Source organism: Actinacidiphila sp. bgisy167 (assembly GCF_057707665.1).
Genome location: NZ_JBYIQP010000087.1, coordinates 1 through 15,798, shown reverse-complemented (window position 1 = coordinate 15,798; position 15,798 = coordinate 1). Strand labels below are relative to the sequence as shown.

General features: G+C 71.8%; 15 protein-coding genes. All 15 read left to right on the top strand.

Annotated features, from left to right (window positions below; translation table 11 throughout):
* The first annotated feature begins 68 nt into the window (after positions 1-68).
* The 15 genes from AC3ET4_RS25875 (at position 69) to AC3ET4_RS25805 (ending at position 15,167) form a co-directional block, all read left to right on the top strand.
* Complete coding sequence (locus AC3ET4_RS25875) at positions 69-635, top strand: ATP-binding protein (protein WP_431953451.1); 567 nt, start codon at positions 69-71, stop codon at positions 633-635.
* Between the two features lie 56 nt (positions 636-691).
* The gene (locus AC3ET4_RS25870) at positions 692-1,213 is read left to right on the top strand and encodes a hypothetical protein (protein WP_431953449.1); all 522 of its coding nucleotides are present in this window, start codon (positions 692-694) and stop codon (positions 1,211-1,213) included.
* 227 nt (positions 1,214-1,440) lie between these two features.
* On the top strand, positions 1,441-2,049 hold the full coding sequence (locus AC3ET4_RS25865; protein ID WP_431953447.1) for a hypothetical protein: 609 nt from the start codon (positions 1,441-1,443) through the stop codon (positions 2,047-2,049).
* 205 nt (positions 2,050-2,254) lie between these two features.
* Complete coding sequence (locus AC3ET4_RS25860) at positions 2,255-2,860, top strand: SAF domain-containing protein (protein ID WP_431953445.1); 606 nt, start codon at positions 2,255-2,257, stop codon at positions 2,858-2,860.
* Entirely contained in the window at positions 2,860-3,699 is an 840-nt protein-coding gene (locus AC3ET4_RS25855) for a CpaE/TadZ family protein (protein ID WP_431953443.1), read from the top strand. Before AC3ET4_RS25860 ends, AC3ET4_RS25855 begins: the two co-directional genes overlap by 1 nt.
* Positions 3,700-3,755: 56 nt before the next feature.
* Positions 3,756-5,051: a TadA family conjugal transfer-associated ATPase gene (locus tag AC3ET4_RS25850; RefSeq protein ID WP_431953467.1), complete on the top strand. Its 1,296-nt coding sequence runs from the start codon at positions 3,756-3,758 to the stop codon at positions 5,049-5,051.
* Positions 5,048-5,944, top strand: coding sequence for a type II secretion system F family protein (locus AC3ET4_RS25845; RefSeq protein ID WP_431953441.1), 897 nt, complete (start codon positions 5,048-5,050; stop codon positions 5,942-5,944). The genes AC3ET4_RS25850 and AC3ET4_RS25845 overlap by 4 nt, the downstream gene beginning before the upstream one ends.
* Positions 5,941-6,843: a type II secretion system F family protein gene (locus AC3ET4_RS25840; RefSeq protein ID WP_431953439.1), complete on the top strand. Its 903-nt coding sequence runs from the start codon at positions 5,941-5,943 to the stop codon at positions 6,841-6,843. The genes AC3ET4_RS25845 and AC3ET4_RS25840 overlap by 4 nt, the downstream gene beginning before the upstream one ends.
* 30 nt (positions 6,844-6,873) lie before the next feature.
* Entirely contained in the window at positions 6,874-7,071 is a 198-nt protein-coding gene (locus tag AC3ET4_RS25835; protein WP_431953437.1) for a hypothetical protein, read from the top strand.
* 82 nt (positions 7,072-7,153) lie between these two features.
* A complete protein-coding gene (locus AC3ET4_RS25830; protein WP_431953435.1) occupies positions 7,154-7,510 on the top strand; it encodes a TadE/TadG family type IV pilus assembly protein in 357 nt (118 codons plus the stop codon).
* A 2-nt stretch (positions 7,511-7,512) separates the two neighbouring features.
* The gene (locus tag AC3ET4_RS25825) at positions 7,513-7,968 is read left to right on the top strand and encodes a TadE/TadG family type IV pilus assembly protein (protein WP_431953433.1); all 456 of its coding nucleotides are present in this window, start codon (positions 7,513-7,515) and stop codon (positions 7,966-7,968) included.
* Positions 7,965-8,420, top strand: a complete 456-nt coding sequence (locus AC3ET4_RS25820) for a pilus assembly protein TadG-related protein (protein ID WP_431953431.1) — start codon at positions 7,965-7,967, stop codon at positions 8,418-8,420. Before AC3ET4_RS25825 ends, AC3ET4_RS25820 begins: the two co-directional genes overlap by 4 nt.
* 548 nt (positions 8,421-8,968) lie before the next feature.
* On the top strand, positions 8,969-11,122 hold the full coding sequence (locus tag AC3ET4_RS25815) for an AfsR/SARP family transcriptional regulator (protein ID WP_431953429.1): 2,154 nt from the start codon (positions 8,969-8,971) through the stop codon (positions 11,120-11,122).
* A 972-nt stretch (positions 11,123-12,094) separates the two neighbouring features.
* The gene (locus AC3ET4_RS25810; RefSeq protein WP_431953427.1) at positions 12,095-13,258 is read left to right on the top strand and encodes an AAA family ATPase; all 1,164 of its coding nucleotides are present in this window, start codon (positions 12,095-12,097) and stop codon (positions 13,256-13,258) included.
* A gap of 82 nt (positions 13,259-13,340) precedes the next feature.
* The gene (locus tag AC3ET4_RS25805) at positions 13,341-15,167 is read left to right on the top strand and encodes a VWA domain-containing protein (protein ID WP_431953425.1); all 1,827 of its coding nucleotides are present in this window, start codon (positions 13,341-13,343) and stop codon (positions 15,165-15,167) included.
* The last annotated feature ends 631 nt before the right edge of the window (positions 15,168-15,798 follow it).

Here is a 15,798-nt window from a genome sequence, read left to right as displayed (position 1 = left end):
GTCCGTCCCGGCCGCGGCCGACACCGCCGCGTCACACGGGCCCGCCACGCCGCCCACGGAGGCCGGCGATGACCATCCGCCGTCTACCCGCCGGATCGGCAAACGTCCTCTGGCGCTGGACGAGCTGCACCCCCGGCGCACCGGCCCAAGCCCGCACCGCCCTACGCTGCGCCCTCGACCTGCTCGGCTACGACGGAGAGACGGTCAGCGACGCCGTGCTGGCGGTCTCGGAACTGGTGGCCAACGCCACCGAACACGCGCCCGGACCGTACGAGCTGCGGCTGCGCCGCGCGGACGGAGCGCTTCTCTGCGAAGTCGAGGATCAAGATCCGCGCATCCCGAAGATTCCCGAGTTTCCGGCCGTGCTGCCGTTCGCCCCGGCGGCGGAACACAGGGGCGGTGGTCTGGCAGTCCTGTGCAGTCTGCTCTCCGAACGGGGGCGTGGCCTGCACATCGTCCACGAACTCAGCGGCGGGGCCTGGGGCTTCCGAAGCCGGCGAAAGACGAAGGTGGCCTGGGTGGCGCTTCCCGTCCCGTGTGGACCGGACGGCTCCGCGCAGCCCCCACACCCCCGGACGGGTGAACTCTGGGTGCAGAAGGAACGGACTGATGTAGCTTTGCGTGAACCCCGATAGCTGAACGTAGCGATCTTTGAAAGTGGGGGCAGATGCGGGCACTTCGGATTCCTCGGGTGGCAGTTCTGAGCGCGGGCGCGGCCCTGCTCGCGCTCTCCGCCTGCTCTGTAGGCGGGAGTTCGGAACAACCTGCTGTCGAGAAGGGCGATCCACTCCAGTCGACGTCTGAACAACCGCGGGTAAGCCAGGAGGAACGCGCGGCGCTGAAGGCGTATCGCGGCATGTGGAACGACCTGACCGCGGCCGCCGCCGAGGCGGATCCGAAGTCGCCGCTGCTGGACGATCACGCTTCCGACGGAGCCCTGCTGCTGCTCAGGTACGGCATGGAGAAGGCCCGGAAGGAGAACGTCGTCTCGAAGGGGGCGCCGCGCATCGACCCCGAGGTGCTCAGCGCGACCGCTGACAAGGTGACGTTACGGGACTGCGTCGATGGCACGCACTGGCTCCAGTACAGGAAGTCGGGCGAGCTGAAGAACGATGTGCCCGGCGGACACGGCGCGGCGGATGCCACGGTGAGTCTGCGGGACGGGGTTTGGAAGGTCTCGAAGCTGTACCTGCATGAGACCGGTACATGCTGAGCCGCTCCGAGGCCTTGACCCGACTCCTGCCGCTGGTGGTCGGCCTGATCATTCAAGGCACTGTGGGAATGGCGGCGCCCGCGAGCGCGGACGACGGACGCGGCTTCCTCTCCGGTGTCGCCTGCTCGAATGGCGGCTGCCAGGTACGGGCGGCGACCCGGCCCCGTGCGCAGCCCCGTAAACAGCCGGTTCCGTCCCGGATGCGGCACCGCGCTCCCGTAAGGGGTGTGCGGACACGGACGGCGCCGCAGCAGCAGTGGATGGTGATGGACCTCGAGGGCAGGGGGCTGCTGACCGACGATCGCGCGCCGCGGAAGGGGCGTCCGTCAGCGCCGCCGCCCTCGGCAGAGGAAGTGGCCCGGCAGGTCGTCCGGCAACTCGTCCTGCCCGAGCCGGTGATCCGGATGAGCCCGGACGAGGAGGCGGCCCAGGTGGTGCACGTGCCGACGTGGCTGTGGGTCGACCGGTCGGTGTGGCGGCCGGTGTCGAAGACGGCGCAGGTGCCGGGCATGACCGTGACGGCGACGGCGACACCACGGGCCGTGGAGTGGTCGATGGGAGACGGCGCGACGGTGGTGTGCGCGGGCCCGGGGACCCCGTACGCGACGAAGTTCGCGGCCGCTTCGGGCTCCCCGGACTGCGGTCACACCTACGCACGGTCCTCGGCCGGGCAGCCGGAGGAGGCGTTCCCCGTGCGGGCGGCGATCACCTGGGACGTCGTCTGGCGCGGTGATGGCCGGTCGGGCGTGATCCGGGGGTTGCGGTCGGCGACACGGATACCGGTGAAGGTGACCGAGGTGCAGGCCCTCGTGGTGGACCGAGGGCGGCGCGGGTAGCGCGGCATCGGATTCCGCGGCGGGTGGGTGCTCGTCGTGTTGGTGAACTTCGTGATGTGTGAGGTGAGTCATGGGTACCCCTTTGCCTTCTTCGGCCGAGAAGCGGCCGCAGGGCGGGTGGGCGCGGGTGCGTGCGCAGGTGCCGTTGAGGCCGGGTGGTGGACCGGGGCCGCGTCCGCCGGACGGAGGCGGTGGCGGAGGCCTGGTGCGGCGTCGGCCGGCGCTGGTGTGGCTCGGGGCGACGGTTGTGATCGCCTGCGCCGTGGGGTTCGCTGCACTGCTCGGGCAGGCGGGCCGGAAGACCCCGGTACTGGTGGTCGTCCGGCCGGTGCCGGCCGGGCAGGTGCTGGCGCAGAGCGACCTGCGGAAGGTCGAGTTGGGGGTGGCGGACGCGGCGGGTCACGTCGTACCCGCGGCGCAGGCGGCCTCGGTGGTGGGGAAGGTGGCCACGGTGCCGCTGGTGGCCGGGTCGTTGCTGGCACCGGAGCAGGTGGGGGAGTCGTCGGAGTATCCGCCGCAGGGCCGGTCGCGGGTGTCGTTCGCGGTCGGTGCGGGTGACCTGCCTGCGGGTGTGACGGTCGGGCAGCGGGTCGCGGTGCTGCCGGGCAGGTTTGACGCCGAGGGAGGTGCCGGCTCGGCGGACGCTGAGGAGCCTCTGGTCGGGGTGGTCACCGATGCCATCCCCGGTGAAGGTGCGTCGGAGCCGACGGTGCTCTCGATGCTCGTGGACACTGCGGCGGCGCGGCGGGCTGTTCGTGTGGACAAGCCGCACGTGGTGGTGCTGAGTCCGGTCGGCCGGGAGGTGCCCTGATGCGGAAGCTGGTGGCGGTGGCGTCGGTGAAGGGTTCGCCCGGCGTGACGACGTTGGCGTTGGCAGTGGCGGCGAACTGGCCGGCGGCGGATCCGGTGCGGCCGCTGGTGGTCGAGGCCGATCCGGCGGGCGGTGATGTGGCTGCCCGGTTCGGGTTGCCGGAGGCCCCCGGGCTGACGGCGCTGGCCGCGGCGGTGCGCAGGAACGCGGCGCCGCACGTGGTGCAGGAGTGCGTTCAGATGCTGCCGGGAGGGGTTCGGGTGGTTGCCGGGCCTGCGGGCGCCCAGCAGGCTGCGGCGGCGGTGGGCCTGTTCGCCGACGGTGGGGGATTCGAGGCCTTGCGCGGCGGACCGGACGAGACGGGAACGGGGCTGCTGGACATCGGGCGCCTGCAGGCGCCGGTTATGCCCTTGGTACAGGCGGCCGATGTGCTGCTGGTGGTGACCCGCGGCGGCGTCGACGCACTGGCCCATGTCGCGGCGCAGGCCGGTGATTTGCATGGTGCGGCGGCCCGGGTGGAGTTGGTGGTGGTCGGGCCGACGCCCTATGCGTCGTCGGAGATCGGTGCGGCGCTGGGGATCGAGCGGGTGCACGCCGTGCCCTGGGATCCGCGGACGGCTGACGTGCTCTCGGGGCGGGCCGGCACAGGGCCGCGGAGGCGTCGCCCTTCACCGTTGGCCCGTGCGGCGAGCCACCTCGGCTGGCACCTGGCTGCCCTGACAGACCATGCGGCGGGCGGACTGGGCCGGGACCTCGCGCATCTGGCGGCGCCGTCCGTCCCGCTGCCGACGCCTCGGCAGGACGTAGACACCGCGGTGGAGGCGGGTGAGGCGCGGTGACAGCAGGAGCCGAGCCGGAGACCCTGGCGCAGGGCGAGGAGGACGGAGAGCGGCAGATGGCCGACTGGCTGCGTGCGCGGGTGGCCGGCCGGATGGCCGGCTATGCGCACGTCAGAGCGGAGGCGGGCCTGCCTGCCGAGGATGTGGAGCGGCGGCGGTCGGTCGTACGCCGTCTGTTGACGGAGGAGCTGGACGCCTACACCGCAGAGCAACTGAAAGCTGGGCGAGCCGCGCTGGGTGCGGCGGCCGAGGACAGGATCAGCCAGGTGGTGCTGGACGCACTGTTCGGGCTGGGGCCGCTGGAGGCGCTGCTCGCGGATAACCGGGTGGAGAACATCGCGGTCAATGGCGCCGACACGGTCTGGGTGCGGTACGCGGACGGCCGCAAGGAACGAGCCGAGGCGCTGGCGGCCTCCGATGAGGAGCTGATCGGTCTGGTTCGGCAGATCGCGGCGCGTGCCGGCGTGGAGGAGCGGCGCTTCGACCGCGGGATGCCCCGACTCAACATCTGCCTGCCGGACGGGTCGCGAATGTTCGCGGTGATGGCGGTGACCGGCCGGGTGTCCCTGTCGATCCGGCGGCACCGCTTCCGTACGGCGACGCTGCCCGACCTGGTGCGACTGGGAGTCTGCGACGACGCCCTGGCGAACTTCCTGGGCGCGGTGGTGCGTGCCCGGCGCAACGTGATCATCGCGGGCGGCACCAACGTGGGGAAGACCACGGTGCTGCGGGCACTGGCGTCGGCGATCCCGCCCGATGAGCGGCTTGTGACGATCGAGGACACCTTCGAGCTCGGCCTGGACCATGACCCGGCGCATCCGGACGTGGTGGCGATGCAGGCCCGCGAGCCCAACATCGAGGGCGAAGGCGTCATCGACCAGGCGGAACTGGTCCGGTGGGGACTGCGCATGTCGCCGGACCGGGTCATCGTCGGAGAGATCCGGGGCGCCGAGGTGGTGCCGATGTGCAACGCCATGTCCCAGGGCAACGACGGGTCGCTGTCCACTATCCACTCCTCCACCTCGCGCGGGGTGTTCACCAAGCTGGCCGCATACGCGGCCCAGTCCCCGGAGCGGCTGTCGTTGGAGGCGACGAACCTGCTGGTGGCGTCGGCGGTCCACTTCGTCGTCCACCTCGGCTGGGACGCCGACGGGCGTCGGGTCGTGGACTCGGTACGCGAGATCGTCGACGCCGACGGCGCACAGGTCATCTCCAACGAGGTGTACCGGCCGGGGCCGGACGGTCGCGCGGTGCCGGCGACCCCGTTGCGGAGCGAGACCCTTCAGGACCTGCTGGCCGCCGGGCTCGACGAGCGCGGGCTGCGCGAGCAGCGGTGGGGACGGACCGCATGAGCCATGAGGTGCTGACGGCGCTGCTGCTCGGCGCCGGTACGGGGACCGGGTGCTGGCTGATCGCGAGCGGCGCCCTTCGCCGCGAAAGCGCCGACAGCGGCGCACCGAGCCCGTGGACGTGGTGCAGGCGGCTGGGCAGGATGTGGGGAGGGCGGCGCGTGGTCGCCGCCGTGCTGTCCGGGGTGCTGGCGGGTGCCGCGACCGGCTGGCCGGTCGGCGGTCTGCTGGCCGGACTGGCGGTGGCGGTGCTGCCCGGCGTACTGCAGCGGGACCGGCAGGCGGCCGCCCGCACGGAGAAACTGGAGGCGGTGGCGGTCTGGGCGGAGATGCTGCGCGACACCCTGTCGGCCGCCGCCGGCCTCGAGCAGGCGATCCTGACCACCGCGCCCTTGGCGCCGCCCGCGGTGCGGACGGAGACGGTGGCCCTGGCAGCGCGGGTCGAGGAGGGACAGCCGCTGGGCGCCGCGCTGCGGGACTTCGCCGACGACGTTGCCGATCCGGTGGCCGACACCGTGGTGGCGGCGCTTGTGATGGCGGCCGAGCGGCAGGCCCGGCAACTCGGCCCGCTGCTGGGCTCGCTGGCCGCGGCCACACGCGAGCAGGTCGCCATGCGCCTGCGCATCGACGCCGGGCGGGCCCGGGTCCGTACCTCCGTGCGCGTCATCACCGCCACCACCGTGGGGATGGCGGCCGGCCTCGTCGTCCTCAACCGGCCCTACCTCGAACCGTTCTCCTCACTGGAGGGACAACTGGTGCTCGCCGTGATCGGGCTGCTGTTCGCCGCCGGGTTCGCCTGGCTGATGAAGATCGCCCAGTTCGCCGAGGAACCACGCATCCTCGCCCCGGGCTCCGTGGGCGCGTTTCCGGCACAGGGGAAGGCGGCAGTGCGGTGATCGCCCTCGTCCTCGGCGCCTCCTTCGGTGCCGGCCTGCTCACTCTCGTCTACGGGATGCGCCCGCCCCGCCCCTCACTGGCCGCGTCTCTTGCCGCGCTGCACCGGCCAGCCCAGCCGGTGAGGACGCCCGCCTCAAGCACCGGCAGTCAGGGCGGCTGGTCGGCCCGGCTCGGACGGCGGGGCGTACCGGCGCTGCGCGCCCTGGGGCTGCCGACCGCCGCGTTGCGCGCGGACCTCGCCATCATGGGCATCGACACCGAACGCCACCTGGCGGAGAAGGCCGCTGCCGCTGTGGTCGGGCTCATCACTCCGCCCGCGCTGCTCGCCGCTCTCGGCCTGGCGACCGGAACGGGGATCGACTGGTGGATTCCCTCCTGGGCGGGACTGTCCTGCGCCGCGATCATGTTTCTCGCCCCGGATCTTGCGGTGCGTGCCAAGGCAGGCCGACGGCGCGCCGAACTCCGGCACACCCTGGCGGTCTTTCTCGACCTTGTCGTCATCGCGCTCGCCGGAGGGGCCGGTGTCCAGCAGGCACTGACCGACGCGGCTGCCGCACCACAGGGTTGGGCCGCATCCCAGCTGCGCCGCGCTCTGTCCACTGCGGAGTTGACCCGCAGCAGCGTGTGGGACGAGTTCGATGCTCTCGGCCGACGCACCGGCGTGCGGGAACTGCGTGAGCTGGCCGCCACCGTCGGGCTCGCGGGCAGCGAAGGCGCCCGCATCCGTACCTCGCTGGAAGCCAAGGCCGCGGCGATGCGCGGCCGCCGCCTCGCCGAGGCGGACGGCGCCGCCCAGTCCGCGACCGAACGCATGTCCCTGCCGGTGGTGCTGAAGTTCGCCGCCTTTCTGCTCTTCATCGGCTACCCGGCTCTGGCCAACGTCCTGACCGGCCTGTAGCCGGCCCGCATCGTACGAAGGAGTGCTCCTGTGAACTCGTTGCTTCGCCCCCTCTTCGCCCAGCTGCGCTGCCAGACGGCACGACTGAGGCGCCGCATGCGCGAGGACGGCGGCTACTCGACCGAGACCGTCATCGTCACCGCCCTGCTGGCTCTTCTGGCCCTGGCAGTCGTGGGGATCATCGCCGCCAAGGTCACCAGCAAGGCCAATGGCATTGACCTCGGCTGATCGGCAGCCCGTGACGACGGCGATCCTGCCGCCGGCTGCCTGCCGCGCCAGGCGGCGGCGCGGCCGCGGGGACCGGGGCGCGGTGGCGACGGAGACCGTCATCACCGTGCCACTGGTCCTGTTCCTCTTCCTGCTGATCGTGCAGTTCGCACTCGCCGAGCACGCTCAGCACATCGCGCAGACCGCAGCGTCCCGCGCGCTCGCCACGGCCCGCACGCAGGGCGGCAGTGCCGCCGCCGGACGGTCCCGCGCCGAGGAGACGCTGGACAGGCTCGGCCACGCCGTCCTGCAGGACCCGCAGATCACCGTGACCCGCACCAGCCGTACTGCGGCCGTACGTGTCCACGGCACCGTGCAGCAGGTGGTCCCGGGATTCCACCTGGCGGTCACCGGCTATGCCGGCGGCGCCGTCGAACACTGGTCCACGGCAGGGAGGTGAGCATGGACAACATCGCCCGGTCCATCCGCCCGGACGGCACCCCGGCCCGGAAGCGGTGGAGAGACGAGCACGGCTCCGCGGCCACGGAACTCGTCGTCGTCACTCCACTGCTCGTGCTCCTTCTGCTCGTTGCGGTCTCGCTCGGGCGGATGGCCGCGGCCCGCCTCAAGGTCGACGACGCCGCCCACCAGGCCGCCAGAGCCGCCTCCCTCGCCCGCAGCCCGGCCACCGCCCAGCAGGCCGCACACGCGACCGCCGAAGCCGCCCTGCACAGCGCAGGCGCTTCCTGCGCACGCGTGGCAACGACGGCGCAGGTCGGCCGCCTTGCCCCGGGTGGCACGGTGCGGGTCCGTGTTGCCTGCACGGCGGCACTGGTGGGCTCCGGGCTGCCCGGCCAGCTCACCGTGGCCACCACCGCGAGCTCGGTCGTGGACACCTACCGCGGGAGCAGTCGGTGAGCGTGCGACGACATCGCTCGTGGAGGCGAGGGGACGGCGGGCAGACCACCGCGATGGTGGTGATCGCCATCGCGGGTCTGTTCCTGTTCGCGGGGCTGGTCCTCGACGGCGGGCTCGCGCTGGCCGGCAAGGTCGCCGCAGCGGACGCCGCTCAGGAGGCTGCCCGCAGCGGCTCACAGCAGATCGACCTCGCGTATCTGCGCGCCACCCAACGCATTCGCCTCGACCGGCAGCGCGCCGCAGCCGCAGCCCGCGACTACGTCCAGGCCACCGGGAACAGCGGCCGCGTCCACACGGACGGCGACACCGTCACCGTGACCGTGACGCACCGGCAACGCACGCAGATCCTTTCGCTGGTCGGCATCCGCGAGCTGGCGACCACGGCCGAGGCCACCGCCCGCCCCGAACGCGGCATCACCACGCCTTGGACGCGCCAGGAGCCGAGACCGTGAGTACCTTCACCCCCGTCGTGCCCGGCCGACTGCGCGCCTTCGTACGGCTCACTGCCTCGGCCACCGCCCTCCTTCTCGTCGTCGCCGGAGTGCCCAGCGTGCTGGTCGCCGCTGTGGGAATTCCCTGGCCTGAACCAGCGTTCTCTGCAAGGGACTTGCTGGGACGCCTTGCACAACCGCTCAGCGACACTCTGGTCGTCGAACTCCTGGCCCTGGTCGGTTGGGCGTGCTGGGCGGCCTTCCTCATCAGCCTCTCCGCAGAAGCCGCCTGGACGCTCCGGCACCTGTCCCTCCTTCGCCGCAACCAGGCGTTGCTCCGCGACCACGCCCGCACCCTGCCCGCGCACCGCGCCGCCGCCGCACTGCTCATCGGCACCCTTCTGGTGTCCTGGGCCGCAGCCTGGCACCCTGCTCCCGCCCAGGCATCTCCGGCCGACGGCACGGCGGGACTCCGGCCCGCTACGCAGGCCGCCGCACCACGCCATCCGAGCGCACCGACCCGCGCTGAGACGACCCGTCTACCTGCCGAGAATCTCACCGTCCCCTACGTGGTCGCGCCCGGCGACACCCTCTGGGACATCGCCCGCGCGCACCTCGGTGATCCACTGCTCTGGCCGCGGATCTACAAGCTCAACCACGGGCAGGTTCAGGCAGACGGTCGACGCCTCAGCGACCCCGACGACATCCACCCGGGCTGGGTCCTACGCCTCCCTGCCCGTGCCGAACAGCCAACTGCCCCCGCTCGGCCGCGCCCCGAGGCGCCGTCCGCTGCCGCAGACGACGACCGGCCTTCATCCCACCAGCCCTCGGCTTCAGACGCGCCGCGCCCTGCCGGAGACGAAGCCGCGGAAACCCGCGACGAGCAACGCCCCAGTGCCTCGGAGAGGGCCCACCCTGTCGCCGCTCGGTCCGTCACCATCGGCGTCGGGGCTGCGTCGGCCATCGGCATCACCACAGCCGCCGGCATCGCCACCGCCCTGGCGTTCGCCCGCGCCCACCAACGCCGCCGACGGCAACCGGACCTCACCGCCCCGCCGCCACGCCCGCTGCCCAGGGCCGTTCATATGGCCAACACGGCCTTCCTCGCCCAGGCACACGAGGAGAACGACTCGGAAGGCACGCTGACACGGCATTCCGCTCCTGCCGAACCGGCCGCGCCCGGAGCCGTCATGTGCGCGACCCGCGGCGGCCGCGAAATCTCCGTCGACGCCCTCGCAGTCCCCGGAGGAATCGCTTGGAGCGGTCCGGGAGCGGACGCTGCCGCACGCGCCCTGGCCATCGCTGTTCTCGGCGCCGCGCAACGCCTGCGCCCGGAGCCTCCGCGCGCCCGCCTGCTGATCCCCACCGCCGCAGCCGCCCGCCTGCAGATCGACACCGACGGCGGCCTCGCTGCCTGCACCCTGACCCGCGACTGCGAACACGCCCTGGACCTGGTCGAACAGTCCCTCTTGCACCACGCTCGCCTCGCCGACACAGGCGACGACCACGACCACGCCCCCGAGCCGGACCGTCCTTCGCCGCCGATGTCGATCCTGCTCGCGGATGACCACCCGGACACCCGCGACCGACTTGGCGCCGTTGCCCATCGCTGTGCCCCGGGTGTTCTCGCCGTCATCGTCCTGGGCACGGACGACTGGCCTCACCATGCCTGCGTTACAACCGACGGAACTCTCACTCCGAGCAACCCGGCCGACGTCCCGGCACTTCGCGACGTCAACCTGTTCACCCTCGCTCCCCATCCGGCGAGCGAACTACTCGACGTCCTTCACAGCGCTCACGACCGCACTCCGTCGGTGGAACGCCGCGATCAGCGGCAGCCCGTCCACATCGTTCCTATTCCTCCGCCTACTCCACCCACTGCAGACCGAGATTTTGCGGCAGTGCATAATTCCACCACCACTGCCTTGTCACGGCAGACAGGGCATGCGGAAGATCCGAGAAAGCCCGTGACGGTGCGCCTGCTCGGTGGATTTCGCATCTACGCGGGATCGACAGGAAAGGAATTCGGGTTCGGTCTGCGAGGACAGGCCCGGGAATTCATCGCCCTGCTGGCCGCGCACCCCCGTGGAATCCGCGGGGAAGAAATCGTCGAGCACCTACGCATGTCGGCCGATCCCGAGCAGGCCAACAGGGAACTGGGCAATCTACGTCGGGCCGTAAGACGCAGCCTCCGCCAGGCCACCGGAGCGCACCAGGCGGCCTTCCTCGTACGCTCGGGCGACCGCATCCGCCTCGACCCGGTCCTCATCTCCACCGACGTCGAGACCTTCCTCGACATGCTCCGGGGGGCGACAGCCGGCCGAGACGAGGCCGAGCGCGCCACCAGCCTCCAGGCTGCGGTCGACGCATACGGAGGCCCTCTGTGCGAAGGAGCCGACTACACCTGGGCCGACGGCCTGCGCGAAACCCTCCACCGCAAAGCCGTCGACGCCCTCGTCCTCCTGGCCGACCACACCGCCACTCTCAACGCTGGCGACCCGGACCAGGCTCTCGCGCTACTGGACAAGGCCGCCGACTGGGACCCGTACAACGAGCCCGTCTATCAGCGCATCATCCGCCTCCAACTTGCCGCAGGCCGTGACGACGCCGCCCAGCGCACCTACCAGCTCCTGACCAGACGGCTGGCAGACATCGAGGTCGATCCTGACCCGGTCACCACCGCTCTCCTGAGGCGTCGGCACCACCCCGCCGCCGCCCGCTGACGAACCGCCGGCCACGGAGTCGTCAGGCCCGCACCCCGTCCTCAGAGTCGTCCAGCCATCCCCGTCGACTCGGGTGTCCTGCTTGGGCAGGACACCCCTGGCCGGCCCGAAGCCGCAGGTCAGGGCCTGAACTGCCCCTGGCCGACCGGGCCGACTGCATATCGGTGCAAGTCTCTGCCCCGATCTGCGGACGTCGGCCCCCGCCTGCCTGCCGTGCGATGTCGCGTCAGTGCCCACACCGTCCCCTCACATCCGCATCCCATCCCCACCTTTCCCTTCGCCGACCCCAGGGCAGACGCGGCGTCACCCAGGCGAAGCCGAGGGTGACGCCGTGTTGCCGGGCCGTGTTGCCGGGCCGTGTTGCCGGGCCGTGTTGCCGGGCCGTGTTGCCGGGCCGTGTTGCCGGGCCGTGTTGCCGGGCCGTGTTGCCGGGCCGCGTCGCAGGTAGAACCGACTGCGGATCGGTCGACGTCTTGCCATTTCACGACCAAACCCCTCGTGCTGCCCCAATTCCACGACGCCAAGCGTCGTCAATTCACGAGAATTCCAGCATTTCCCAGCCTGTATTCCGCTTCAGGAGTTCCGTGTGTCGAGATATATTTGAATTGCATCAAGGGGGGCGGGAGGTGGCGAATCTCCCGAAACTTCACGCGACTTTCACCTCGGGTGGAGTGCGGCCAAAATTCGGAGGAATTGGAATGGAATTCACCGGCGAAGTCAAGACGTGCGATCGGTGCCCAGCGCTTACCGGGATGGTGATTGCGTCCGAGGCGCGGGTCGCCCGCAGTGCGGACGACGACAACGCCCGCGTCATTCCCCGCATCCCCCGACCCCGCAAGCCGCAGGACCCCCCTCTTCACCCGCCTCGGCGGCCCAGCGTGCCGCCGCAGACTCCGCCCGCCGACCGGTGACAGAGCACCCCGCACCCCCGATCCGCCTGCCTGCCACCACGTACGAAAGGGAATCCCTGCGATGACGACCGCACCCCAGCCTGCAGCCGCCGCATCCTCCGCCTCGCCGGGGCCGAAGGCCCGCCCGGGGGAGCTGCGCGCCCGGATCGCCCAGGTCCTCGCCGGTAACACAGCCGGACACTTCACCGTCACGGAACTCGCCCGGACACTCGGGCATTCCGGAGGCGCGGTCGGCAACGCCTGCGAAACGCTGGTCGCGCGGGGCGAGGCTGAGCGGATCGGCACCCAGCCACGCACATACCAGGCCACACCCACGACCGCCGCCGCTGCGCAGCAAGCCCCCCGGGCGTCCACCGCCCACGGACCAGGCGCACCGGTCCCGCCCCAAGCCGCGCCAGTGGCACCGCCGCGTCCGCAACCCGGCGGGCGACCCGCCCCCGTCATGCGCCCCAACGGACAGCCCTACCACCCTCGGGCACTGGCCGACCTCCCCGATGTCGAGGCGCTGTGCAAACTACGCGAGGCGAGCGTGCCGGTTCTGCTGTACGGCCCCCCGGGCACGGGGAAGACCTCCCTGATCGAGGCCGCCTTCCCCGACCTGATCACCGTCGCGGGGGACGGAGACACCACGGTCGGCGACCTGATCGGCGAATACACCCAAGCCCAGCACGGCGGTTACGAGTTCATCTACGGTCCGCTGGTCACGGCGATGCAGGAGGGCCGGGCCCTGCTCCTCGACGACGCGACACTGATCTCGCCGAAGGTGCTGGCCGCCTTGTATCCGGCGATGGACGGACGCAGGCAGATCCAGGTCAAGGCGCACAAGGGCGAGACGATCACGGCCGCCGACGGCTTCTACGTCATCGCCGGTCACAACCCGGGCGTGCACGGCGCGGTCCTCACCGAAGCCCTCGCCAGCCGGTTCAGCGTGCAGATCCAGGTGGGCTCCGACTACGACCTCGCCGCCGCCTTGAAGGTCAACCGGACGGCGGTGCGGATCGCCCGGCACCTCGCCATGGGTCAGCAGGCCGGGGAACTCGGTTGGGCTCCGCAACTACGGGAACTGATCGCGTTCCAGAAGATCGCAGACGTCCTCGGCAACGACGCCGCCTTCGCCAACCTCGTAGGCATCGCACCCCTGGAGGACCGCGACACGGTCGCCGAAATCGTCGCTAAAGCGCTCGGCAGGCCCGTCACCGCTCTGGCCCTGGGCCGCCAGCTCTGACCTCCGGTCCCGGCCCGCCGCCCACCGGCGGCGGGCCGGACCCCCAATCCCGCTTGATCCTTTGAGAAAGGACCGAACCGCCATGCCCGCACACGCCCACACCGCCCACGTCCAGCACACCCCACCTGCGGTGACCGAAGCCGAGTCGGCGGTCTGCCGGTGGGAGGACGACGGCGGCCCCGCCTACGAACCGTGCCCCGCCCCGCAATCCGGGCACTGGCTGCGGATCTCCGCCGCACTCACCGACCGCCTGCCCGAACTTGCCGAACGTGAGGACGTGATCGTCACCTGTCAGCACGGCACCCGCTCTGGTGCCCCTGCCGCCTTCTTCCCCGCGACGGCCGCCCTGGAAATCGACGCCGCCCTCTTCGCCCCGCACCGCCCGGCCACCATCAATCCGGCCCGACTCGGCGACGAGGAACGTTATCCGCTGGCCTGGGGTGCCCTGGTTCATGAAGCCGCCCACGCCGCCCACAGCCACTGGAACACCCCACCTGCCCTGCGTGGCACCGCCCTTCACGCGGCGGCGGACATGCTGGAGGAATCCCGCGCCGAACACGCCCACCTCACCCGCCGCTCTGGTGACCGCCCCTATCTGCGCGCCGCCGTCCACACCCTGCTTCTGGACGAGTTCACCGCGCAGACCCCCACCGACCGATGGCGTGCCGCCTACGCCGCGGGACTGCTCCTCGCCCGGCGCGACGCCGGAATCCTCGACCCCGACGAGACCGAACCCGTGGAAACCGCCGTCACCGGCATCCTCGGCACCGACCTCCTGGACACCATCGCCGCGATCTGGACCGCCGCCCACGGCACTGGCGACCACGACGAGCAGACGATGCTCGCCCACGCCCGCGCCTGGTGTGAAGTCCTCGGTGCCGATCCCACAGGGCCGGAGCCCGCTCCCGGCCCGGCTGACGGACACGCCGGTGAACTGGCCGAAGCCGTCGGCAAGGTCGTGGGCGCCGTACAAGCGAACGACACCGCACGGGCCAACGCTGCAGCACGGGTCGATGTCGCCCGGACCGCCCGCGTGCAGGCCAAAGCAGCGCAGGCCGCACATGACCGGCGCGCCGCCGCAACAGCCGACAAGGTATTCGCCCCCGGCGCCCGTCCCCACACCCCCGGCACGCTGCCCAGCGGCGTCAAGCTGGTATCGCCGGTGGCCGGCACCCGGCCACCCACGGCGGCCGAGAAGTCCGCCGCCGGACAACTCGCCCGCGCACTCCGGGCCGCCGCCTACCGCGAACCCGTTGCCATCCGCAGCGCCTCGGCAGTGCCGCCCGGCCGCCTCAACATGCGCGGCGCCCTCGCCCGGGACGCCCAGAAAGCCGCAGGCGCCACCCCCACCGCCCTGCCCTGGACTCGCACCCAGCATCGCCCTGCCCCGGCACCACCCCTGCGGGTGGGCATCGCCGTCGACGTCTCCGGTTCCATGAAGGCCGCCACCACCCCCATCGCCTCCGCCGCATGGATCCTCGCCAAAGCCACCGCACTGACCGACCCGGACTCCCACGCTGCCACCGTCGCCTACGACGCATCCCTGACCGCCATCACCGCCCCCGGCCGCGCACCGGCCCAGGTCACCGAGTTCGCCGCCACCGGCCTGGGCCACAGCCTCGCCGAAGCCATCGACGCCCTCAGCGCCCGCCTCGAACTGACCCACCCCGGACGCGGACGGCTCCTCGTCATCGCCTCCGACGGCTACTACCGCCCCCGCGAAACCGCCCCCGCCGCCGAGCGCATCAAAGCTCTCCGCGCCGCCGGATGCGCGGTGCTGTGGCTCGCCTTCGCCCCCGACCCCCGCCCTCTCCCCGGCGCCACCCTCCTCGAACTCGCCCACCCCGCCCACGCCGCCGCCGCAATCGGCGCGGCCGCCACCACTGCCCTCGCGACCGCCCGCATCTGACCCGGGGCCGCGCCGTCCGCCGGACGCCGCGGCCCCGGAACGCCTCCAGCTCAAGGCACCGAGTCACCCGGCCAACCACGCCCGAACAACCCCGTACAACAGGAACGAGAGCCAATGACCGCCAACCCCACCAACCATGCCCACGACGCTGCCACGCCGAACACCTGCCAGAACGCTTCCACCACCGCCCCCGTGCAGCCGGATGGCCAGCCGCCCGCGCCCCCGACTGCGCGCGCCGCTGAACTGGACACCCCGCTGCCGTTCGCACCCCGGCGCCCTGTTGGAGCTTGCCCATGCAGCTGCAACCGCGGCGGCTTCTGCGGCGGATGTGGGCACGCCGGATGCAGCCGCGGCTGACAGGCCGCGTTTGGCGCCGGCCTCCAGACTGCGGTGTAGGAGCAGTGGGGGAAGCCGTGCGCCGGCCCAGAGGGTTGGGTGCCACCAGATACCCGGCTACGCCTACAAGAATCGTCGCAGCAGCAATCATGACCCTGAGCTTCGAGCGTGATCGCTTGGCGTAGCAATGTGGAGGACTGCGGCGTCGCCTACTCGACCCGGCAGCCTGCAACTCGGTGGAGCGCTGACTGCTCCAGAACGGTCATGTCGCTCCGGAGCGGGCCTCCTCTGCTGG